Below are 20,779 nucleotides of genomic sequence, written 5' to 3'. Positions count from 1 at the left end.
CAAATTTGATATCGGGCGCGGGAATGCTTCCGCGCCCTTTTTGTATGAGAAGACGAGACGAGACCATGAGCAGCGAGACGCTGAAGACCCTGTTCCATCCCTTTGCCAGCGGCACAGTCGCGGCGCCCGGCGAGGGCGAGCGCGTGCTCTTCCTCGGCGCCGAGGCAGGCTTTGCGCTGCCGGAAGGCTTTGCCGCCTCGCTCATCGCCGTGCAGGGCTTCCGGCCGCTCTATCGGCAGCTGCTGGCCCAGCGGATCGAAGCGAAGCCGGAGATCGACGGCGAAGACTACGATGCGGCTCTGGTGCTCTGCACCAAGCACAAGGGCGAGAACGAGGCCAATCTCGCCGCTGCGATCACCCGCACGCGGCTCGGCGGCCTGATCGTCGTTGCCGGAGCCAAGGAAGACGGCATCCAGCCGCTACGCAAGCGGATGGAAGGTTTCAATATTGCCGTCGATTATATGCCGAAATATCACGGCGTCGCCTTCTGGTTCGGCCGGCCGGCGGATGCAGACGAGATTATCTCCAAGCTGGCAAAGGCGCCGGTGCGCGTCGATGGTCGTTTCCAAGCGACTCCAGGCATGTTCTCGCATGACCGCATCGATGCAGGATCGGAGCTGCTGGCCTCGCGCCTGCCTGAGGATTTCACCGGCGACGTTGCGGATTTCGGTGCCGGATGGGGCTATCTCTCCGTCGAGATGGGGCGGAAGTCGCGTGGACTGACGCGTCTCGACCTCTACGAGGCCGATCACGCGGCTTTGGAGGCTGCCAGGGATAATCTGGCTAAGAATTGCCCGAACGCGCCTGCACGCTTCTTCTGGCACGATCTGGCGGGTGAGCCGGTCAAAGACAAATACGATCTCGTCATCATGAACCCGCCCTTCCATGAGGGACACGCGGCCGATCCGGCGCTCGGCCAGGCAATGATCAAGACGGCCGCATCCGCCCTTCGCGGCGGCGGCCGCCTGCTGCTCGTCGCCAATCGCGGCCTGCCTTACGAGCCGGTTCTGGCGGCGAATTTCAGGGAAAGCGGCGAAACCTGCCGCAACGCCCGGTTCAAGGTGCTGTGGGCGAAGAAATAAGCCTACGCGGCTTCGACGCTGATCCTATCATCGAACAACAAAAAGGCCGTGCGCATCATCTGCGCACGGCCTTTGAGTTTCAAATGGGGTAGCCGTTTACTCGACGTCCGCTTTGCTCAGCGTTTCCAACGTCGGCATGGAGGTGACGTTGAAGCCGGCGTCGACGAAGTGGATTTCACCGGTGACGCCGGAGGAAAGGTCGGAGAGCAGGTAGAGAGCCGAGTTGCCGACCTGATCGATGGTCACGGTCTTGCGCAGCGGCGCATTGCGCTGGTTCCAGGAGAGGATCGCGCGCGCATCGGAGATGCCGGCGCCGGCAAGCGTGCGGATCGGGCCGGCGGAAATGGCATTGACGCGGATGCCTCGCGGGCCGTAGTCGGCGGCGAGATAACGCACCGAAGCCTCGAGCGCTGCCTTGGCAACCCCCATGACGTTGTAGTTCGGGATGACGCGCGTCGAGCCATTATAGGTCAGCGTCAGCATCGCACCACCATCTTCCATCAACGGAGCGCAGCGCTTGGCGATCTCGGTGAAGGAGAAACAGGAAATGACCATGGTGCGGCTGAAATTCTCACGCGTCGTATCGGCGTAGAGACCTTTCAGCTCGTTCTTGTCGGAAAAGCCGATGGCATGGACGATGAAATCGAGCTTGCCCCAGCGCTCCTTGATCGCGTCGACCACGGCATCGACCGAGGCGACGTCCTCGACGTCGCAGGGCAGCACGAAATCCGAGTTGACCTCGGCAGCAAGCGGCTTGACGCGCTTGCCGAGCGCATCGCCCTGATAGGTGAAGGCGAGTTCCGCACCCTGTGCGGCGAGAGCTTTTGAAATCCCCCAGGCGATCGAGTGGTTATTGGCGACGCCCATAACGAGCCCGCGCTTACCCTGCATGAATCCCGTCATATTATTATCCGTTATAACGCTGGAAGACGAGCGTGGCGTTGGTGCCACCGAAGCCGAAGGAATTGGAGAGGGCAATGTCGATCTTGGCGTCGTCGATGCGCTTGCGCACGATCGGGACACCTTCGAATTCGGGATCGAGCTCGGTGATATGAGCGCTTTCGCCGATGAAGCCGCGCTGCATCATCAGCAGGGAATAGATCGATTCCTGCACCCCGGCAGCGCCAAGCGAATGGCCGGTCAGCGACTTGGTCGACTGGATATGCGGGATCTTCGAGCCGAACACTTCGCGGATGGCGCCGATTTCCTTGCTGTCGCCGACCGGCGTCGATGTGCCGTGGGTGTTGACGTAGTCGACGTCGCCTTTGACGGTGGCGAGCGCCTGGCGCATGCAGCGGATAGCGCCTTCGCCCGAGGGGGCGACCATGTCGTAGCCGTCCGAGGTTGCGCCATAGCCGACGATTTCTGCGTAGATCTTGGCACCGCGGGCCTTAGCGCGCTCCAGCTCCTCAAGCACCAGCACGCCGGCGCCGCCGGCGATGACGAAACCGTCGCGGTTGACATCATAGGCGCGCGAGGCGCTGTCCGGCGTGTCGTTATATTTGGAGGACATGGCGCCCATGGCGTCGAAGAGGTTGGACATCGTCCAGTCGAGATCCTCGTGGCCGCCGGCGAACATCACGTCCTGCTTGCCCCACTGGATCATCTCGGCGGCGTTGCCGATGCAATGCGCCGAGGTCGAGCAAGCCGACGAGATCGAATAATTGACGCCGTGGATCTTGAACCAGGTGGCGAGCGTGGCCGACGCGGTCGAGGACATCGCCTTCGGCACGGCGAAGGGGCCGATGCGCTTCGGGCTGTTATTTTTTATGGTGATCTCGGCAGCTTCGATCAGGGTGCGGGTGGACGGACCGCCGGAGCCCATGATGATGCCGGTACGCTCGTTCTGAGCGTAGTCTTTCTCTTCCAGGCCGGAATCGGCTAGTGCCTGTTTCATGGCGACATGGTTCCAGGCGCCGCCCTGCGACAGAAAGCGCATGGCGCGGCGGTCGACCAGTTCGGCAAGTTCCGCCGAACCGAGCTTCGGACTGCCCCAGACCTGGCACTTGAACCCATGTTCGGCGAAATCGCTCGAAAAGGAGATACCCGACTTTGCCTGCCGCAAGGATTCGGTGACTTCGGCCGCGTCGTTTCCGATCGAGGACACGACACCCAGGCCCGTGACAACTACCCGTCTCATCTGATCAAACCTTTGTTGTTTTCGTCAGCCGCTCGAAATGCGGTTTCAGGCCGCCTTGTCTTTCGATAGACCGACGCGAAGGTCGGCCGCCTGATATATGGTCTCGCCGTCCGCCTTTAGCCAGCCGTCGGCGGTGCCGAGGACCAGACGGCCGCGCATGACACGCTTGAAGTCGATGCCATATTCGATCAGCTTCGTCTGCGGCCGGACCATGCCCTTGAATTTCACTTCGCCGGTTGAAAGCGCCATGCCGCGGCCTTGCTCGCCGAGCCAACCCAGAAAGAAACCGGTCAGCTGCCACATTCCGTCGAGACCGAGGCAGCCCGGCATGATCGGATTGCCTTCGAAATGGCACGGGAAATACCAGTCGTCGGGGCGTACGTCGTATTCGGCCCGGAGGTAGCCCTTATCGAAGGTGCCGCCCGTTTCGGAAATGTCCGTGATGCGGTGAACCATCAGCATGGGCGGCAAGGGCAACTGCGCATTGCCGGGGCCGAACAGCTCGCCATGTGCGCAAGCGATGAGTTCTTCATACGAGAAGCTGGACTGTCTGGTCGTCATAAAGTTTCTTTTCCTCCCGCATCAAGCCGATGGATGTGAACGTGTAGTCCAAGTTCTTCAGAAAATGAAGCACAAGCAAGGCAGCTTCATTCATCTCCCCGGACCAGGCTTGCGCCATTATTTGGTGGTCGCATACAGGAAGGCTAGGGCCGGGACCAGACCTATTTGCGTCAAAAGCCCGTTTTTGCCGCGTTTATCAGGCTCCTGTCCCCATTGAACTATTGAAAGGCTCCGATGCAAAAGTTATACCCCTTAAAGAAACATGATTGCTTTATGCCAGAATAACCGGAGTTGGTTTTGATGACGGGTGCACTCCCGATCGCAATAGAGGTAAGGCTGCGCGGTGCAGGCCTGCGCCCCACCCGCCAGCGTGTCGCGCTCGGCGACCTCCTGTTTGCCAAGGGCGATCGGCATTTGACCGTCGAGGAACTGCATGAGGAGGCGGTTGCCGCCGGCGTGCCAGTCTCCTTGGCAACCGTCTACAACACGCTGCACCAATTCACCGAAGCCGGTCTCATCCGCGTTCTCGCCGTCGAGAGCGCCAAGACCTATTTCGACACCAATATTTCCGACCATCACCATTTCTTCGTCGAAGGCGAAAACGAGGTGCTCGACATTCCCGTCAGCAACCTGACGATCGCCAATCTGCCGGAACCGCCTGAAGGCATGGAGATCGCCCATGTCGACGTGGTGATCCGCCTGCGAGCGAAGCAGGGCTGACGACGCTTCTAAAGCGCGTCGCGCTGCGCACTTTTGGGCGACATGCATTAGGCTTCACATGACATCGTCGGGATGCCGGCCGGGCTTGTGCCGGTAAGTCGGGAAGGTCCAGCCGAACCACAGGGCTCCACCGCGCACCGCAAAGGCCGCCACGACGCCGCAGGCAGACGCCAGATAGAGCTGCATTCCGAGCGCATTGGCGAGCGTGAACACGCCGGCGCCGATGAGGGCTGCGGTCACGTAGATTTCCGGCCTCAACAACACCGAAGGCTCGTTTGCCATCAGATCGCGCAATATACCGCCGAAGGTCGCCGTCAGCGTGCCGGTGACGATCGCGATGGTCGGCGAACCGGTGGCGGCGAGGCCCTTGGCGGCGCCGATCACGCAATAGGCGGCAAGGCCGATCGCATCCAGCCAGATCAGCAGGCGATAGCGCGATTCCAGCAGATGGGCGGTGAAGAAGACGATGACGCCCATGATGCAGCAGACGAGGATATAGGCGGGGTTCAGCACCCAGAAGACCGGCACGCGGCCGAGCACGATATCGCGCACGGTGCCGCCGCCCGTTCCCGTCACCATGGCGAAAAACAAAAAACCGATCAGGTCCAGCTGCTTGCGCGAGGCGGCGAGCGCGCCTGTCGCGGCAAACAGCGCAATGCCGGCATAATCGAGATAGACGAGCAGAGACATGCGAACCCCGGAACCGGCAGAAGTTTTGCGGAATCAATCACGGCGGCAAGGGCGGCGCAAGGCGGCGCGGCCATAAAGCTGAAGTCTTCGATTTAATGCATGTCGTTGTCCCAAAACCGCTGCACAGTTTTGGGCGACATGCATTAGGAGCCCTTATCCAAAGAGGAAAGCCGTGAAAACGCTGGTGCTCGCCGTTCTGAATATCGTCCTGCTGCTTGCCATGCCGGCTGTCGCCCTCAGTCAGCAATCGCTGATCTCCGATCCTGAGATCTACGAGAAGAAACATTTCCAGGAGCAGTGCAAGACGGCTGAATTTGCCGACGGCTTCATCATCCGGCAGGACATCAACAATGATGGCCTGATCGACGCCGTGGTCAACGAGGGCCAGCTGACCTGCGACGGGCAGAAGGGGCCGCAATGCAATGACGACGGCTGTACCTATAATTTCTACCTGCAGGTTGCCGAAGGCGGTTATTTCATGATCGCGACGGCACAGATCTATGGCTACGATTTCGTCCAGCGCTTCGGCAACATGGTGCTGGCGATGAAGATGCATCCGCGTTTCTGCGACCGCACCGAAGGTGATCCCTGCATCGTGACGGCGCGTGTCCGCGGCACGAAATTCGTCACCATCTCGAAGAAGTAAATCTTAGAGCCGTTCCTTCCTGGAAGCGCGGAACCGCTCTAGCCTTTTGTTTTGACGCAATTCCCGGCAAAAGCGCTTCGCGCGTTGCCTGGGAAAACCGCTTCGCACTTTTCCTGGAATTGCTCTATTGCGGATAAAGCTCCGACGTGCGGCCGGCGAGATAATATCCCACCAGGCCGTACCATTCGCGGATTGCCGTCGCCAGGTTTTGCGCATTGAGGTTCGGCTGAGTGAAATCGAGCCCGAGCCTCACCTGGCCGTCGGTGCGATAGTCGGTCGGCCAGGGCACGATATCGATGCCGAGTTTGCGGAAGATGCCGACGGAGCGCGGCATGTGAAAACCCGATGTGATCAGCAGGCAATTGGAAAGCCCCTGGCTTGCCAGGAATTCCTTGGTGTTGACGGCGTTTTCGAAGGTCGTGCGCGATTGCCTCTCCTCGATCAGTCGATCCCTGCCAACGCCGAAGAGCGGGAAGAAACGCTCGGACGCCGCCGCATCACCTTCGTAGATGCCCGAAATGGAGCCGTCGCCGCCCGACACCAGAATGCGCGACTGCGGAAATTTCTGCGCAAGCCGCAGGGCTTCGACGAAGCGATCAGCTCCACTATTGAATTCTATGCCGTGGCGCGCCGTGTTCACCTCGTTTTCGAAGGCGCCGCCGAGCACGATCATGCATTGCAGGCTATCTGGATCGGCGGCGGGCTTTGCGAAGCGCTGCTCGAGACCTTGCATCAGCTGGTTGCCGGCCGTGGTGTAGAGCGTGACGAAGAGGATAAGGGCTGAACCCATTGCGCCGAGGATACTTAAGATACGCCAGCGCAGAAGGCCGGCAATGAGGGCCAAGAAGACGAGGAAGAATGCCAGCGACAGCGGCTGAGCGAAAATCCAGACAAGCTTCGAAATCAGGAACAAGACCCACTCCTTGAGGATTGGCGGCGATCCTTCCTATCCGATTCGACGGTGACAGGAATGCGACGGTTTTATTTCGCGCGCGTGATGGCCGATCCGCTCGGTGCGACCTTCTGATTGAAGCGGCGCTGAAGCGGCCGCGGGATGAGCATGGCGGCAAGTGCAAGCACCATGGCGAAGAGGGAGACCAGCCACAGCGCGTGCGCACCTGTCAGCCGTGTCAGGACGGCGCCGGCGATCGCGCCGAGCACCATGCCGCCCCAGGGCACGATCTGGATCGTCCATTCGACACGACGATCGCCGATGATCCAGCGGCCGATGCCGCGGCCGAAGCGCGACAGGGCGCCGGTCACGTAGGTCAGCCCGATCGGCAGGCCTTCGATATGCTCGACGGCAGCGTTCACCATGCCCATGGAAAAAACGATCATGTAGAACCGCGCGAACAGCATGTTCTGCACCGTCATCATCGAGGCGAGCGCCAGAACCAGCCCGACGCAGCCGAGCACCACAAAGATCCGGCGCTCGGAGACATGGGAGATCACGACGCCAGCCGCATTGCCGAGCACGAAAACGACGATGGCGGAGATCAGGACCGCCGCGTGATAAAGATTGCCCTCACTCAAGGCCAGTGCGGCACGCGTCGTGTTCCCCGTCATGAAGGAGACAAAGTCGCCGGTCAGCAGAAGACCGGTGGCATCAGTCATACCGGCCAGAAACGAGATCGAGCCGACCAGGGCGAGCCCGGTTAAGGTTCGTCGGGTCCGGATGATGCGGCGGCGTCTTGTTCTGGTCATTGGCTGAGGGTCCTGGAGCCGAATCGCTGAGGTTGCGGCAACCAACATACATGCTCTCATTGAGGAATTGGCAAAGGCGATCGGAAGCGGATGGGAGCGGACTTGAACGGCAACACATTTTCGGCCATAGAAACGGCGTTGCTTCAGATCGAAGCTCCGTAAGCGTTTACGTCAATCAACGCGCAACCCGCCGATCGGCGCTGCGCAATTGTCTGATCGGCACCTTACGGAGATCAAAATGCCCAAAGGCAAACTCCCCAAACGTTACAATACAATCGTCATGCCGCTCATCCTCTCGCTGTTGATGACATCAGTCGTCTCAGCGATCAGCATTCTGAGAGCACAGGGCCTGACCGCCCCTGCCCTTGCCATGTGGCCCTCCGCATGGGCGCTCTCCTGGGCGATCGCCTTTCCCGTCCTGCTATTGATGCTGCCGGTGGTAAAGCGGGTGACGGCTATTATCGTCGAGATGTGAGGTGCTCGGCACCGGTGGGCTGTGAGAGCGGCCTGCCGGAGTTGATTTAGGGCGACGCGATTTCAAGTCACTCGTCACGCCAACCTTGCCCAGACAAGCCTACCCCAGGCCTTAGATCGTATACTCCGGTTCAGACAAGGTCTGGTCCATCGTGATGCCCGGGAGGTTGAAGTGGCGCTTGCCCACCTGCCTCGCCGGAATGCCGGCGACCGATGTGTAGGCTGCAACAGTATTGATGACCACGCTGCCTGCACCCACCTTGGCGCCGACGCCAATTTCGATATTGCCGAGAATCTTTGCCCCCGCTCCGATAAGAGCGCCGCGCCGTACCTTAGGGTGCCGGTCGCCGGTATCCTTGCCCGTCCCTCCCAATGTAACATTCTGGAGGATGGAGACGTCGTCTTCGACGACCGCAGTCTCGCCGATGACCAGGCCGCTTCCATGATCGAGCATGATGCTCCTGCCCATCCTTGCGGCGGGATGAATGTCGACGCCGAAAACTTCAGAAATTCGGCTCTGGATGTGGCGCGCCAAATGGAGGCGGTCATGATGCCAAAGCCAGTGGGCGACCCGTTGTCCCTGCAACGCCACAAAGCCTTTGAAATACAGGAATGGCGTCAGGATTTCCGTGTTGGATGGATCGCGTTCCTTGATCGCGGTCAGGTCGGCGGCGGCATCGGCGACAATATTGCGATTACCGACGAACGCCTGGGCAATCACCGCCAGTAGCTCTTCATGGTCGAGGTCGTGATTGGCCAGTTTGATCGCGACCCGCTGAGCGAGCGCTTGGGCGAAACTCGCATGATAAAGCACTGCGGAATTCATGGCGCGTGTGAGCGCTGCATCCTTGGCCGAAGCATTGACAGCCTCCGCGCAAAGAGCCTCCCATATCGCGGCGACCTGAGGCGAGGGGGACGGCTCCGTCGACAGATTGCTCAAGCTGACCAGTGGAACCGTCATGCTAGCTTCCTTCTGCAGGCGGACGTCGCGACATCCCGGCATGCAGACGTAGGTGGGGAGAGGAGCACTACGCCTTGCCCTTGCGGACAACGTCGGCAATCGTCACCTCCTTGGGAATGAGCTTGAGTTTGAAAAAGGTGTCGGCGATATTCTGCTGCTGCGCGACGACGGTGTCGTCCAGGCTCTTGACCCCATAGGACTGGCGCTCGAGCGCCTTGACGAGGACAGGTTCGGGGATGCCGACCGATGGTGAGAGCTCCGCAGCCGCAGCCGCGGTGTCGGACTTGGTCCATTCGTCGATCTCGGAAATGGCGTCGATCAAGACATCGATCGCCTCGGCGTGACCGTCGACCAGCGACTTGGTGCCGAGATAGAACTGATGATTGGGAACGATGCCTTCGCCGTTTCTGAGTTCTCGCGCTTCGACCGCGACTTCCGCCGCGGCCTGGAAGGGATCCCAGATGACCCAAGCATCCACCGCGCCCTTTTCGAAGGCTGCGCGGCCGTCGGCCGGAGCGAGGAAGGATGATTCGACGTCCTCATAGGTCAAGCCGGCTTCTTCGAGCGCCTTGACGAGCAGGTAATGCACGTTCGAGCCCTTGTTGAAGGCGACCTTCTTGCCTTTCAGCTCCACGACGGACTTTATGGGGCTGTCCTTCGGGACAAGTATAGCTTCGCCGCGCGGGGCGGGCGGCTCGTGTGCGATATAGACAAGCGGAGCATTTGCGGCCTGGGCGAAGATCGGCGGCGTTTCGCCGGTCGATCCGAAATCGACAGCGCCGGCGTTCAGGGCCTCGAGCAGCTGGGGACCTCCCGGAAACTCGGTCCATTCAACGGTATAGCCGATGGGTTCCAGTTTCTTCTCCAGCGTGCCTTTGCCCTTGAGAAGCACCAGCGTTCCATATTTCTGGTAGCCGATACGCACGACCTTGTCAGCGGCGCCGGCCAGCCGAACATGGGTCAAAGGTGTCGCGATGGCACCTGCCACCACTGCAGTAAAAGCTCGCCTTGTGATCTTCATCATACCCTCCGGAATAAGACGAGACCAAATTAAAGCGTCTCTATATTTTTCATAGAATATACGTGCTCCGGCGTCCGCTTCTTCGGGATTCGCTTTTTTGTTCTGCTCCGACCGTGAGCAAAAAGAACTGCGCCGGGAAATCGATAACGCCAAGGCTGTGTTCAGGGCGCGACGCGCACGATCAGCTTTCCGAAATTTTTCCCTTCCAGAAGGCCAAGGAAAGCCTCGGGAGCGTTTTCAAGTCCGTCAACGATATCTTCCTTGTACTTGAGCCGCCCTTCGGAGATCCACGCTCCGGCCTGATGGGAGAAGTCGGGACGCTGGTCGGCAAATTCGCGCTGTATGAAGCCTCGTATGGTGAGGCTTTTCCGCAGGATGGCACGCATCACAGCAGGAAGCCGATCACGTCCGCTCGAGACAGAGGAGGTTTCGTTGTAATGCGCGATGAGACCACAGACCGGTATGCGTGCGAAGTCGTTCAGCAATGGAAACACCGCGCTCCAGACTTGGCCACCAACATTCTCGAAGTAGACATCGATTCCGTTCGGACAAGCGGCTGCGAGTTGTGCCGGAAAATCGCTCGCATAATGGTCTATCGCGACATCGAAGCCGAGCTCTTGGCGTAAGTGGTCACATTTCTTGGACCCGCCTGCGATTCCGACAACACGCGCACCGTAAATCTTTGCCATCTGCCCAACTGCCGAGCCAACCGCGCCGCTCGCTGCAGCGACCACAAGTGTTTCGCCGGCTTTGGGTTTGCCGATATTGCGAAGTCCGGCATAAGCCGTGAAGCCGGGCATTCCAAGAATGCCGAGCGCTGTCGTGATCGGTGCGGTTTCCGGATCGAGCTTCTGCAAGCCCGTACCATCGGAAATCGCATAGCTCTGCCAGCCGGAATGCGAGAGGACGATATCCCCCGCCTCGAACGCCGTGTTGCGGCTGCGCGCGACCTGCGCAACCGTGCCCCCTTCCATCACACCGCCGATTTCGACCGGCTTGGCATAGGACTTGGCGTCGTCCATGCGGCCCCGCATGTAGGGGTCAAGGGAAAGATAAAGCGTCTTGAGAAGAACCTCGCCCTCGGCGAGATCCCGAACCGTCTCCCGCTCGAGCCGGAAATTCGCAGCCACCGGCTTTCCGGATGGGCGCGATGCAAGGACGATGCGGGTGGTAACGGGTTGACTAGCCATGGGTGTGCTCCCTTCGGACTTTTCCTTGGTGTATCAGGAATTTGCTTCAAGCAAACCGAGCGCTCGCCATCTGGGCCGTACCGGTGCACCCCCTTGTCGCCGTGTCGCGGGCGTCTGTTCACAACCAGCATGCCTGGAAATGTGACCGCGCTCAGTTCGCCCTCTCTGACGCGCGTTCGCCGATCGAGTAGCGCGGAAAGCGCCGCGCTATATCAAGCTTTATGGTTGTTCCTAGTCCGGCCGCGCTCACGCGGCCTTTGCTTTCGGCTTGGCGGCCTTGACGTGGGTTACGCTGCGGCGGCCGTCGACGCTGATGGGGACGTCGCCGTCAACGGTGGCGCGGCGCACGACCCGGTGCTGGTCGCCGTAGTCGTTGACAGCGTAGTGCTGGGTCGCGCGATTATCCCAGATCGCGACGTCGCCGGCTCTCCAGTGCCAACGCACGGTATTTTCCGGGGCGGTAACGTAGGACTGGAACACCTCGTAGAGTTTTGCGGAGTCACTCTTCGACAAGCCGACAAGGCGCTGAACGAAATTGCCGAGCAGCAGCGATCTTTCGCCGGTTTCGGGATGGACACGCACGACTGGATGCTCGGTCTCGTAGATGGTCGACGTGAAAACTTCCTCGAAATGCTTCCTCTCTTCAGCGGTGGCGCGAGGGCGCACCGCTGCGTAGTCATAGGCATTGCTGTGAATGGCCCACAAATTGTCTGCCAGCAGTTTGAGCGATGCTGGCAGACTTTCGTATGCGGCATGGGTGTTGGACCAGATCGTATCACCTCCGGCCGCCGGAATGACGACACCGCGAAGGACCGAGAATTTTGGATAGGCATCCACGAAGGTGACATCGGTGTGCCACTGGTCCGCCCTGCCGCCGCCGCGGCTGGAATCGAGATTGAGGATGGAAGCCGTGCCGGCCACCGGGCCTTGGGTTGGATGAGGCACAAGGCCGCCCAGGCGGCGTGCGAAGGATTCCTGTTCTGGATCGTCAAGATGGTCCTGGTCGCGGAAGAAGATGACCTTGTGTTTCAGGAGAAGCTGGTTGATGGCTGCGACCGTCGCGTCCGAAAGGTCTCCGCCGAGGCGAATACCCCTGATTTCGGCTCCGACGCGGCCGGTCAGCGGCACGACATCGGACTCGGGAATGATCTGATTGACGAGAACTGGATTGCTCATGGATATCTCCTGGCTGATCTTGGAAGAAGACGGCAAGTCACATGCGCCCAACGACGCATCCGCCGGGCGTTCGAAAATCTCATTGTTGAAATCGACAGGGCTATGGAACGCTATAATCTATCAAATCAATAGACAAAATATTCTAATTTTGGCTGTTTGCCCGAAACAGCCGCCTTCGATATTTTCTTCTTGCCGGTGAATTCTCACTTGAGGCTTTCAGCGATGCATCTTTCCATCGCCAAGCGGCTGGCGCGCGGATGCCTCGTGCGGGCCCTCATTCATCGCGGTTCCAGCCCTTGCGTTCGGCTGTTTTTTGCGACGCGCGATGAATAGTCCTTGCCGATCTCGTCCAAGTTTTTGACCAATTCGCTGTCCGATCCACCGAGCAGGCCTTGATAGTCCTCGCCTCTTTTTGACTTCTCCCAATCATTCCACTCAAGGCCAGTGCGGCCGCGTCGTGTTGCCTGTCATGAAGGAGATGAAATCGCCGGTCAGCAGAAGTCGTCGAGATCTGAGGTGCAAGGCGCCGGCGGGCTGTGGGCAGCCTGCCGGAGTTGAGGTGGGGTGGTTAGAGTCTTTTCTTTGCGAATGCTCTGCCCGAAGCAGACTTCAGATATTTCTCAAAGCAAAGGCCTGCGCTTCATCGGAGAAAGCAAGATAAGTCTTGAGCGACCATGGCAGGTATTTCGAGGTGTGAGACACCTCGCCGGCGTTGTGTTTTGCCACGCGCAACTTCAGGTCACTCGTCACGCCAACATAATAGCGATCCGGAAATTCAATACTCTGGAGAATGTAGACGTACTTCATGGAAGGATCATAGCCCGCCTACGTTGCTTCGCAACTTCGGCGCGGCAGCCTCCGCTTCCTTCTCTCCTCGTCCCGTCAAGCCTGCCGGCTTGCCGAGCCGAAGCTCGAAGAGCGTAGGCTGGTGGAGCTAAGCGGGATCGAACCGCTGACCTCTTGCATGCCATGCAAGCGCTCTCCCAGCTGAGCTATAGCCCCATCAAGGTGGTCCGGCTCGGGGCCGGTCCTGGGATGTTCCTCAAGGCGTGCCCTGCGGAGTGGCGGCTTATTACTTCCGGATTCCGGAGATAGCAAGCCTAAAAAAATGCGGCCCGGAGAATTTTTTCCTCGCCGGGCCGAAATGCGGTCTCAGACTTCGTCTTCGTCGCCGGTCACGCCGATGATATCGCTCATGTCGTCATCATCGTCATCTTCGTCGGGTGTGAGGAAGGTATCGTCGTCGTCATCGCCTTCGATTTCGACATCGTCATCGCCGATATCGGGGATGTCGTCGCCGCCGGCGGCGTCATCGGCATCTTCCAGCGAAACCAGTTCGACTTCGGTGTTTTCAGTATCGACTTCCGCGACCTCGTCTTCCTCGGCAACTTCGGCGATCGCCGAGGTTTCTTCGAAGAAGGACAGAGGGTAGGACTTGCCGGTATAAGGAGAGACGATCGGATCCCGGTTCAGATCATAAAACTTCTTGCCGGTTTCCGGATCGGTACGCTTGGTTCCAAGTTCCGCTTTCGCCACTATAAGCCTCGTGTGAATGACCGAATGCGAGATTCGGCAAATGCCGACCAAGCCGGCGTTCCATCGGAATTTATAAGCCGGTCCCCTTAATCGCTGTGGCTTCCCATGTCAAAGCCAAACTTTGCGATCGGAGCGCGGGGTTTTTGGCAAGCCGACAGATGACCGCCCGGTGCGTTTATGTTAACGAGCCGCAACAGCTGCAGAAGCGGACGGGAATTGCGCCCGGCCAAGCCCGTCTTGCGGCGAAAATAGACTGCGTTTGCAAAGGATTGCGTCATGCTGAACGGCTCCGCGTCAAAGCCCGCCACCGCCCGCAAATCCGCCGGTCTTACGGGCAGCGTCCGTATTCCGGGCGACAAATCGATCTCGCATCGTTCCTTCATGTTCGGCGGGCTTGCTTCCGGCGAAACCCGGATCACCGGCCTGCTCGAAGGTGAGGACGTGATCAATACCGGCCGGGCGATGCAGGCGATGGGCGCCAGGATTCGCAAAGAAGGCGCGCAATGGGTGATCGAGGGCACCGGCAACGGCGCGCTGCTTGCGCCTGACGCGCCGCTCGATTTCGGCAATGCCGGCACCGGCGTGCGGCTGACTATGGGCCTCGTCGGCACCTATGACTTTCGCTCCACCTTCATCGGCGACGCCTCGCTTTCGAAACGGCCGATGGGCCGCGTGCTCGCTCCACTGCGAGAAATGGGCGTGCAGATCAGCGCCTCCGAGGGCGACAGGCTGCCGGTGACGCTCAAAGGTCCGGGAACGCCGAGCCCGATCCGCTATCGCGTGCCGATGGCCTCCGCCCAGGTGAAATCGGCCGTGCTGCTTGCCGGCCTCAATACGCCTGGAGTCACCACGGTCATCGAGCCGGTGATGACGCGCGACCATACCGAAAAGATGCTGCAGGGTTTTGGTGCTTCCCTTTCCGTCGAGACGGATAGCGAGGGTGTGCGCACAATCCGGCTCGAAGGGCGCGGCAGGCTGACGGGCCAGATGATCGATGTTCCGGGCGATCCTTCCTCCACCGCCTTCCCGCTGGTTGCGGCGCTGCTTGTCCCCGGCTCCGACATCACTATCGTCAACGTGCTGATGAACCCGACCCGCACCGGGCTGATCCTGACGCTGCAGGAGATGGGGGCCAATATCGAGGTGCTGAATGCGCGTCTTGCCGGCGGCGAGGACGTGGCGGATCTGCGCGTGCGCCATTCCGAACTGAGGGGCGTGACCGTCCCCGAAGATCGCGCGCCGTCGATGATCGATGAATATCCTATTCTCGCCGTCGCCGCCTGTTTCGCCGAGGGCACGACGGTCATGAAGGGGCTGGAGGAACTGCGTGTCAAGGAGTCCGATCGCCTTTCCGCCGTCGCCGACGGGCTGAAACTCAATGGTGTGGATTGCGACGAGGGCGAGGATTTTCTCGTCGTGCGCGGCAGGCCAGACGGCAAGGGCCTCGGCAATGCTGCCGGCGGCAGGGTCAGCACACATCTCGACCATCGCATCGCCATGAGCTTCCTTGTCATGGGGCTTGCCTCGGAGCATCCTGTCACGATCGACGACGCGGCGATGATCGCGACCAGTTTTCCCGAATTCATGCAGCTGATGACCGGCCTTGGCGCAAAGATCGAGGCGGTGCCGGAATGATGTGCCAGCCACCATTCCCCGAAGCCAAACTCATTTGCCGTTTCGGCGCGCTGTCGCAGGATTGATCACATGACGAACGAGACCTTCACCATCGCCATCGATGGCCCGGCAGCAGCCGGCAAGGGCACGCTCTCGCGCCTCATCGCAGAGCGCTACGGCTTCCATCATCTGGATACCGGGTTGACCTATCGCGCCACGGCCAAGGCGCTGCTCGATGCCGGCCTGCCACTCAACGACGAGGCGGTGGCGGGAAAGATCGCAAGAGAGGTTGAACTCGCTGGATTGGATCGCGATATACTTTCCAAACATGAGATCGGCGAAGCCGCCTCGAAGATTGCCGTCATGCCGGCGGTGCGCCGGGCTCTGGTCGAAGCGCAACGGCGGTTTTCGACGAAAGCGCCGGGAACCGTGCTCGACGGGCGCGATATCGGCACGGTCGTCTGTCCGGAAGCGGCGGTGAAATTCTATGTAACGGCGTCGCCGGAAGTCCGCGCAAGACGCCGTTATGAAGAGATCCTCGGCAAGGGTACTGCGGCGGATTTCGATGCGATCTTCGAGGACGTCAAGCGGCGCGACGAACGCGACATGGGACGGGCTGACAGCCCTTTGAAACCAGCTGATGATGCGCACTTGCTTGATACGTCGGAAATGAGTATAGAGGCCGCGTTTCAAGCTGCTCAATCGATCATCGATGCGGTCTTGAGCCGAAATGCCTAAATTCAAGCGATTTTGCGTGCTCTGAGCATGGATCGCTTCTAATACAGCAAGCCTGAAATTCCGTCCAAGCGCCGGATTGCCTTCATAAAAGAGGGCGGACTGGGTTCAGGCCCGTTCAACGCAAACCAACCGGCGCATACGTGTCCGCTTCCGTTTCAGGACACGCAGGAGATTTTATGTCAGTAGCTACCCCCTCCCGCGAGGATTTCGCGGCTCTTCTCGAAGAGTCCTTTGCCAAGAACGACTTGGCCGAAGGCTATGTCACCAAGGGCATCGTCACGGGCATCGAGAAGGACGTCGCCGTTGTCGACGTCGGCCTGAAGGTTGAAGGCCGCATCGCGCTCAAGGAATTCGGCGCGCGCGCCAAGGACGGCCTGTTGAAGGTCGGCGACGAAGTCGAAGTTTATGTCGAGCGCATCGAAAACGCGCTTGGCGAAGCCGTTCTGTCGCGCGAGAAGGCTCGCCGCGAAGAAAGCTGGGTCAAGCTCGAAGCCAAGTTCGAAGCTGGCGAGCGCGTCGAAGGCGTGATCTTCAACCAGGTCAAGGGCGGCTTCACGGTCGACCTCGACGGTGCGATCGCCTTCCTGCCGCGTTCTCAGGTCGATATTCGCCCGATCCGCGACGTAACCCCGCTGATGCACAATCCGCAGCCCTTCGAAATCCTCAAGATGGACAAGCGCCGCGGCAACATCGTGGTTTCGCGCCGTACGGTTCTGGAAGAATCCCGTGCCGAGCAGCGTTCTGAAATCGTTCAGAACCTCGAAGAAGGCCAGGTTGTTGACGGCGTCGTCAAGAACATCACCGATTACGGTGCGTTCGTTGACCTCGGCGGCATCGACGGCCTGCTGCACGTCACCGACATGGCATGGCGCCGTGTGAACCATCCGTCGGAAATCCTGAACATCGGCCAGCAGGTCAAGGTTCAGATCATCCGCATCAACCAGGAAACCCACCGTATCTCGCTCGGCATGAAGCAGCTCGAGAGCGATCCGTGGGATGGGATCCAGGCCAAGTATCCGGAAGGCAAGAAGATTTCCGGTACCGTCACGAACATCACCGACTACGGTGCATTCGTCGAGCTGGAGCCGGGCATCGAAGGCCTGATCCACATCTCGGAAATGTCCTGGACCAAGAAGAACGTTCACCCCGGCAAGATCCTGTCCACGAGCCAGGAAGTCGAAGTCGTCGTTCTCGAAGTCGACCCGTCGAAGCGCCGTATTTCGCTCGGCCTCAAGCAGACGCTGGAAAACCCGTGGGCAGCATTCGCCCGCAGCCATCCGGCCGGCACTGAAGTCGAAGGCGAAGTCAAGAACAAGACCGAATTCGGCCTGTTCATCGGTCTCGACGGCGATGTCGACGGCATGGTGCACCTCTCCGACCTCGACTGGAACCGTCCGGGCGAACAGGTCATCGAAGAGTTCAACAAGGGTGACGTCGTCAAGGCCGTCGTTCTCGACGTCGATGTCGAGAAGGAACGCATCTCGCTCGGCATCAAGCAGCTCGGCAAGGATGCAGTCGGCGACGCCGCTGCTTCCGGCGACCTGCGCAAGAATGCAGTCGTTTCCTGCGAAGTCATCGCGGTCAACGACGGCGGTGTCGAAGTGAAGCTCGTCAACCACGAAGACATCACTTCCTTCATCCGTCGCGCCGATCTCGCTCGCGACCGCGACGAGCAGCGCCCTGAGCGCTTCTCGGTCGGCCAGGTCTTCGACGCCCGCGTCACCAACTTCTCCAAGAAGGACCGCAAGATCATGCTGTCCATCAAGGCTCTGGAGATTGCGGAAGAGAAGGAAGCCGTTGCCCAGTTCGGTTCGTCCGACAGCGGCGCTTCGCTCGGCGACATCCTGGGCGCAGCCCTGAAGAACCGCGGCGGCGAATAAGCCTCGCATCCACCTTTGAATTGAAGAACCCGCCGGAGCGATCCGGCGGGTTCTTCATTTTCAGGCGATGAAAATGTTATTCCCAACCGACCATGCGCTGATAGAGCGCGTAGACCGGGTCATCGTCCGGGCGACCTGGCTGATAGGCCGACGGTTCGGCATCAATCATCCTCGGCGTCCTGCGCTCGGGTGCGGCGGCCGTTTCTTCAGCGTCGGCCTCGGCATCCTCGCCACCGGACTGTGCCTGTTGCTGATCCTCGGACCCATCGTCGCGCTGGTGCTGATGCTGGTGGTGCGTTTCGCCCGCCTTTTCGTTCGACGGCGTATCCTTGGCGAATTGGTAGGGCAGCTGGTTATAGGGAAATCCCTCCGGCATCCTTGCCGCCAGCGGCAGATAGGAAGCCTCGGCCGTCCCGGGTATCGGCATCATCTGCGGTTGCGCGGAGATTTCTTTCGGCTGACGGGCTGCCACCGCCGCGGCCTCATCCATCTGCGGTGGGCGGAGTGCTGCTGATTGGCGGGGATCGGGTGCCGTGAATTCGACCGGCTGCCTGGTCAAGGTCTCGGTCGCATCGCTGATGACGGCGTCGTCGAGGATGGTGTCGATCTCCACTGCCGCCTCCACGGGAACATCCTCCAGCACGGTTTCGATGTCCTGCTCGCGGATGATGGTGGCGATCATCTCGGAGACTTCTTCGGTCATGGAGGCGACAATTCCTGCCCAGTTCCTGGGAATGACAGGATCAACCTTTTCCGACATCGCGCTGGTTTGGATGGCAGGTGGCTCCGGCGTTTCCTGCGTATCGTCGGCCGCTGCGGCTTCCGTCGGCAACGGTTGCCCGGCTTCGATCTCCTGCGACGCAGATATTTCCGGGGCGATCTCCCTTGCCATAGCCGGGACGGATTGAGCCCGATTCTCAGCCTTCAGCGCTTCCGGATCGGCAGCTTCCACGGCTTCGGCGATGACCGCTTCCTCGGTGGTCGCCAGAGCTGCGGCCTCGATCAGCGAATCGGCTGACGCGGACGCCGTATCTGCCGGCTGACGCATGGCGGCAGGCAGGCTGTCCTCATGCAGTTTTATCTCGGGCAGCCGGATCTCGGGGCGAGCTTCGGCGCGCATCGGCGATGCATCGTTCTGGCCATAGGAGCGGACGACGGCGCGGGCGGCGAGGTCGCGATCCTTGTAGCGGACGATTTCCAGATAGGCGACGATGCGAGCGGCTTCAGGGCCTGCCGGGTTCTTCAGAGCCTCGGCGATCGTCCGGAGCGGCACGCTATGCCCCTGCTCGGTGAGCTGGCGCTCGACCTCATCGATCCTGGCCGTTGGCAGCCGCCGGATGGCATCGGCCAGCCGGGAGGCGAAGGCAAGATTGCTCTCGTCCTCGCCACGATCCAGCGAGAGCGAGTGGCCTGCCGCGTCGATGACATCGAAAAGGGCTTCGACCATGCGTTCGCGCGCCGCAAGAAGCAGAATATTGAGCTTGCCGGCAATGGCGGAATTGAGGTCGGCGGCTTCGACGGCGTTGACAGGCGCGGGGGCAACCACCGATTGGCCGAGACCACTGGCGACGATCGCCGCTGTCTGACCCTGGGACGAAAAGCTTGCATTGGACGCTGCACGAACGGGAGTCAACATGGCATGCTCCTTTCGTAAAGTGACGATGAAAGCAGGCTCTAGAAAAGGACCGCGCTCATCCGGTCCCCTTGCATCCCAGCAGATCCTCCTGTCCGCATGACGCAGTTCCGGCGTCATCGAATGCATAAAAATTAACAGGAATATTAATAAACAGGCGTTAATGAATCGCTAACGGCCGCGGGCAAGCCTGCCGCGCGGCTATTAACAAGCGCAGAATGAAGGCAATTCGCTCAGCTATGAGCGAAGATATCGGCATCTTCCCAGCCGAGCAGGTCGAGCTTGGCGCGGGTCGGCAGGAATTCGAAGCAGGCCGTCGCATGATCGTAGCGGCCGTCGCGGATCAGCCGTTCCGTCAGCTTATCGCGCAACGCATGCAGATAAAGCACGTCGGAGGCGGCATATTCGAGCTGGGCCGGAGACAGCGTCTCGGCCGCCCAATCGGAAGATTGCTGGGCCTTGGAGACGTCGACGTCGAGCATCTCCTTGAGATTATCCTTGAGGCCGTGGCGATCCGTATAAGTGCGGATCAGGCGCGAGGCGATCTTGGTGCAGAAAACCCGGGTCGTCGTGACACCGAAGGTATGGAAGAGCACGGCAATATCGAAGCGGCCGTAATGAAAGATCTTCTGATGGGTGGGGTCTTCGAGCAGGGCGATGAGATTGGGCGCCTCTTTCTGACCGGCGGCGATCCGGATGATATCGGCGGTGCCGTCACCCGGCGAAAGCTGGACGACGCAGAGCCGATCGCGGCGCGGCACCAGGCCGAGCGTTTCGGTGTCGATTGCAATCGCGCCGGTGTAGCGAGCGGCATCGGCCGCGGAAATATCGGCTTCGTGATAACGTATGGTCGCCGCCATGAGACTATCTTTCGTTCGAATGCATCCCCTACAGCGCCGCGCGCCTTTTCGAGAGCCGCAAAGGACACTGTAGCACTTTGAATGGCTGCATAATTTTATCCTTAAATCGATTCCGATTTCAGGAATTATGCAGCAGCGCTATAGCGCAAAGCC

General features: G+C 60.1%; 20 protein-coding genes, 1 tRNA gene and 1 pseudogene. 7 read left to right on the top strand and 15 right to left on the bottom strand.

Annotated elements, in window-relative coordinates; genetic code table 11:
• Nucleotides 1–65: 65 nt before the first annotated feature.
• Nucleotides 66–1,082, top strand: coding sequence for a class I SAM-dependent methyltransferase (locus tag RLCC275e_RS22345; RefSeq protein ID WP_033181079.1), 1,017 nt, complete (start codon nucleotides 66–68; stop codon nucleotides 1,080–1,082).
• 96 nt (nucleotides 1,083–1,178) lie between these two features.
• Here the strand turns inward: RLCC275e_RS22345 and fabI are convergent, their stop codons facing one another.
• The 3 genes from fabI to fabA are packed head-to-tail and all read right to left on the bottom strand — an operon-like array spanning nucleotide 1,179 to nucleotide 3,783.
• The gene (fabI, locus tag RLCC275e_RS22340; RefSeq protein ID WP_003555777.1) at nucleotides 1,179–1,985 is read right to left on the bottom strand and encodes an enoyl-ACP reductase FabI; all 807 of its coding nucleotides are present in this window, start codon (nucleotides 1,983–1,985) and stop codon (nucleotides 1,179–1,181) included.
• A gap of 4 nt (nucleotides 1,986–1,989) precedes the next feature.
• Nucleotides 1,990–3,222, bottom strand: a complete 1,233-nt coding sequence (gene fabB, locus RLCC275e_RS22335) for a beta-ketoacyl-ACP synthase I (RefSeq protein WP_033181078.1) — start codon at nucleotides 3,220–3,222, stop codon at nucleotides 1,990–1,992.
• Between the two features lie 45 nt (nucleotides 3,223–3,267).
• The gene (gene fabA, locus RLCC275e_RS22330; protein WP_012759645.1) at nucleotides 3,268–3,783 is read right to left on the bottom strand and encodes a 3-hydroxyacyl-[acyl-carrier-protein] dehydratase FabA; all 516 of its coding nucleotides are present in this window, start codon (nucleotides 3,781–3,783) and stop codon (nucleotides 3,268–3,270) included.
• Nucleotides 3,784–4,083: 300 nt separating this feature from the next.
• Between fabA and irrA the strand changes: the two genes are divergently transcribed.
• A complete protein-coding gene (gene irrA / locus RLCC275e_RS22325) occupies nucleotides 4,084–4,503 on the top strand; it encodes an iron response transcriptional regulator IrrA (protein ID WP_012759643.1) in 420 nt (139 codons plus the stop codon).
• A 54-nt stretch (nucleotides 4,504–4,557) separates the two neighbouring features.
• Here the strand turns inward: irrA and RLCC275e_RS22320 are convergent, their stop codons facing one another.
• Nucleotides 4,558–5,193: a trimeric intracellular cation channel family protein gene (locus tag RLCC275e_RS22320; protein WP_017995652.1), complete on the bottom strand. Its 636-nt coding sequence runs from the start codon at nucleotides 5,191–5,193 to the stop codon at nucleotides 4,558–4,560.
• Nucleotides 5,194–5,365: 172 nt separating this feature from the next.
• On the opposite strand from RLCC275e_RS22320, the gene RLCC275e_RS22315 reads away from it, so the two are divergent.
• Nucleotides 5,366–5,839: a hypothetical protein gene (locus tag RLCC275e_RS22315; RefSeq protein WP_003544300.1), complete on the top strand. Its 474-nt coding sequence runs from the start codon at nucleotides 5,366–5,368 to the stop codon at nucleotides 5,837–5,839.
• 124 nt (nucleotides 5,840–5,963) lie between these two features.
• Here RLCC275e_RS22315 and RLCC275e_RS22310 read toward each other — a convergent pair whose 3' ends face one another.
• Together RLCC275e_RS22310 and RLCC275e_RS22305 are read right to left on the bottom strand one after the other, a co-directional pair.
• Nucleotides 5,964–6,752 (bottom strand): YdcF family protein, encoded by a 789-nt coding sequence (locus RLCC275e_RS22310; RefSeq protein WP_033181077.1) that lies wholly within the window; start codon nucleotides 6,750–6,752, stop codon nucleotides 5,964–5,966.
• Nucleotides 6,753–6,820: 68 nt separating this feature from the next.
• A complete protein-coding gene (locus RLCC275e_RS22305; protein WP_033181746.1) occupies nucleotides 6,821–7,543 on the bottom strand; it encodes a YoaK family protein in 723 nt (240 codons plus the stop codon).
• A gap of 238 nt (nucleotides 7,544–7,781) precedes the next feature.
• On the opposite strand from RLCC275e_RS22305, the gene RLCC275e_RS22300 reads away from it, so the two are divergent.
• Nucleotides 7,782–8,018 carry a DUF2798 domain-containing protein gene (locus RLCC275e_RS22300; RefSeq protein WP_033181076.1) on the top strand — a complete coding sequence of 79 codons (237 nt, stop codon included), beginning with the start codon at nucleotides 7,782–7,784 and terminating at the stop codon, nucleotides 8,016–8,018.
• A 111-nt stretch (nucleotides 8,019–8,129) separates the two neighbouring features.
• Here RLCC275e_RS22300 and cysE read toward each other — a convergent pair whose 3' ends face one another.
• The 7 genes and pseudogenes from cysE to RLCC275e_RS22265 all read right to left on the bottom strand — a co-directional run bounded on the left by cysE (nucleotide 8,130) and on the right by RLCC275e_RS22265 (nucleotide 13,901).
• Nucleotides 8,130–8,978: a serine O-acetyltransferase gene (gene cysE / locus RLCC275e_RS22295; RefSeq protein ID WP_033181075.1), complete on the bottom strand. Its 849-nt coding sequence runs from the start codon at nucleotides 8,976–8,978 to the stop codon at nucleotides 8,130–8,132.
• A 67-nt stretch (nucleotides 8,979–9,045) separates the two neighbouring features.
• Nucleotides 9,046–9,999, bottom strand: a complete 954-nt coding sequence (locus RLCC275e_RS22290; RefSeq protein ID WP_082229747.1) for a sulfonate ABC transporter substrate-binding protein — start codon at nucleotides 9,997–9,999, stop codon at nucleotides 9,046–9,048.
• A 161-nt stretch (nucleotides 10,000–10,160) separates the two neighbouring features.
• Entirely contained in the window at nucleotides 10,161–11,189 is a 1,029-nt protein-coding gene (curA, locus tag RLCC275e_RS22285; RefSeq protein ID WP_033181073.1) for an NADPH-dependent curcumin/dihydrocurcumin reductase, read from the bottom strand.
• Between the two features lie 246 nt (nucleotides 11,190–11,435).
• Complete coding sequence (locus RLCC275e_RS22280; protein ID WP_033181072.1) at nucleotides 11,436–12,365, bottom strand: TauD/TfdA dioxygenase family protein; 930 nt, start codon at nucleotides 12,363–12,365, stop codon at nucleotides 11,436–11,438.
• Nucleotides 12,366–12,933: 568 nt separating this feature from the next.
• A pseudogene (locus RLCC275e_RS22275) lies at nucleotides 12,934–13,172 on the bottom strand (GIY-YIG nuclease family protein).
• A gap of 119 nt (nucleotides 13,173–13,291) precedes the next feature.
• Nucleotides 13,292–13,367: transfer RNA gene (locus RLCC275e_RS22270), tRNA-Ala, on the bottom strand.
• A 150-nt stretch (nucleotides 13,368–13,517) separates the two neighbouring features.
• Entirely contained in the window at nucleotides 13,518–13,901 is a 384-nt protein-coding gene (locus RLCC275e_RS22265; protein ID WP_017966434.1) for a TIGR02300 family protein, read from the bottom strand.
• 276 nt (nucleotides 13,902–14,177) lie between these two features.
• Here RLCC275e_RS22265 and aroA point away from each other — a divergent pair, with 276 nt between their 5' ends.
• The 3 genes from aroA to rpsA all read left to right on the top strand — a co-directional run bounded on the left by aroA (nucleotide 14,178) and on the right by rpsA (nucleotide 18,133).
• Nucleotides 14,178–15,536 (top strand): 3-phosphoshikimate 1-carboxyvinyltransferase, encoded by a 1,359-nt coding sequence (gene aroA, locus RLCC275e_RS22260; protein ID WP_033181070.1) that lies wholly within the window; start codon nucleotides 14,178–14,180, stop codon nucleotides 15,534–15,536.
• A 69-nt stretch (nucleotides 15,537–15,605) separates the two neighbouring features.
• Nucleotides 15,606–16,253, top strand: a complete 648-nt coding sequence (cmk, locus tag RLCC275e_RS22255; protein WP_033181069.1) for a (d)CMP kinase — start codon at nucleotides 15,606–15,608, stop codon at nucleotides 16,251–16,253.
• 176 nt (nucleotides 16,254–16,429) lie between these two features.
• Nucleotides 16,430–18,133, top strand: a complete 1,704-nt coding sequence (rpsA, locus tag RLCC275e_RS22250) for a 30S ribosomal protein S1 (RefSeq protein WP_003544285.1) — start codon at nucleotides 16,430–16,432, stop codon at nucleotides 18,131–18,133.
• Between the two features lie 76 nt (nucleotides 18,134–18,209).
• On the opposite strand, the gene RLCC275e_RS22245 is transcribed toward rpsA, so the two are convergent.
• Nucleotides 18,210–19,769, bottom strand: coding sequence for a hypothetical protein (locus RLCC275e_RS22245; protein ID WP_033181068.1), 1,560 nt, complete (start codon nucleotides 19,767–19,769; stop codon nucleotides 18,210–18,212).
• A gap of 230 nt (nucleotides 19,770–19,999) precedes the next feature.
• Nucleotides 20,000–20,626, bottom strand: a complete 627-nt coding sequence (locus RLCC275e_RS22240; protein ID WP_033181067.1) for a ribonuclease D — start codon at nucleotides 20,624–20,626, stop codon at nucleotides 20,000–20,002.
• Nucleotides 20,627–20,779 lie beyond the last annotated feature (153 nt).

The sequence above is a fragment of the Rhizobium brockwellii genome, assembly GCF_000769405.2.
GTDB lineage: Bacteria > Pseudomonadota > Alphaproteobacteria > Rhizobiales > Rhizobiaceae > Rhizobium > Rhizobium brockwellii.
The sequence above is the reverse complement of the archived record's forward strand: the minus strand, read 5'-3'. Positions and strand labels throughout refer to the sequence as shown.

Excerpts from the sequence above, each read along its gene's own strand:
- RLCC275e_RS22345 (WP_033181079.1), top strand. The coding sequence starts at position 66 with ATGAGCAGCGAGACGCTGAAGACCCTGTTCCATCCCTTTGCCAGCGGC.
- fabI (WP_003555777.1), bottom strand. The coding sequence starts at position 1,985 with ATGACGGGATTCATGCAGGGTAAGCGCGGGCTCGTTATGGGCGTCGCC.
- fabB (WP_033181078.1), bottom strand. The coding sequence starts at position 3,222 with ATGAGACGGGTAGTTGTCACGGGCCTGGGTGTCGTGTCCTCGATCGGA.
- fabA (WP_012759645.1), bottom strand. The coding sequence starts at position 3,783 with ATGACGACCAGACAGTCCAGCTTCTCGTATGAAGAACTCATCGCTTGC.
- irrA (WP_012759643.1), top strand. The coding sequence starts at position 4,084 with ATGACGGGTGCACTCCCGATCGCAATAGAGGTAAGGCTGCGCGGTGCA.
- RLCC275e_RS22320 (WP_017995652.1), bottom strand. The coding sequence starts at position 5,193 with ATGTCTCTGCTCGTCTATCTCGATTATGCCGGCATTGCGCTGTTTGCC.
- RLCC275e_RS22305 (WP_033181746.1), bottom strand. The coding sequence starts at position 7,543 with ATGACCAGAACAAGACGCCGCCGCATCATCCGGACCCGACGAACCTTA.
- RLCC275e_RS22300 (WP_033181076.1), top strand. The coding sequence starts at position 7,782 with ATGCCCAAAGGCAAACTCCCCAAACGTTACAATACAATCGTCATGCCG.
- cysE (WP_033181075.1), bottom strand. The coding sequence starts at position 8,978 with ATGACGGTTCCACTGGTCAGCTTGAGCAATCTGTCGACGGAGCCGTCC.
- RLCC275e_RS22290 (WP_082229747.1), bottom strand. The coding sequence starts at position 9,999 with ATGAAGATCACAAGGCGAGCTTTTACTGCAGTGGTGGCAGGTGCCATC.
- curA (WP_033181073.1), bottom strand. The coding sequence starts at position 11,189 with ATGGCTAGTCAACCCGTTACCACCCGCATCGTCCTTGCATCGCGCCCA.
- RLCC275e_RS22280 (WP_033181072.1), bottom strand. The coding sequence starts at position 12,365 with ATGAGCAATCCAGTTCTCGTCAATCAGATCATTCCCGAGTCCGATGTC.
- aroA (WP_033181070.1), top strand. The coding sequence starts at position 14,178 with ATGCTGAACGGCTCCGCGTCAAAGCCCGCCACCGCCCGCAAATCCGCC.
- cmk (WP_033181069.1), top strand. The coding sequence starts at position 15,606 with ATGACGAACGAGACCTTCACCATCGCCATCGATGGCCCGGCAGCAGCC.
- rpsA (WP_003544285.1), top strand. The coding sequence starts at position 16,430 with ATGTCAGTAGCTACCCCCTCCCGCGAGGATTTCGCGGCTCTTCTCGAA.
- RLCC275e_RS22245 (WP_033181068.1), bottom strand. The coding sequence starts at position 19,769 with ATGTTGACTCCCGTTCGTGCAGCGTCCAATGCAAGCTTTTCGTCCCAG.
- RLCC275e_RS22240 (WP_033181067.1), bottom strand. The coding sequence starts at position 20,626 with ATGGCGGCGACCATACGTTATCACGAAGCCGATATTTCCGCGGCCGAT.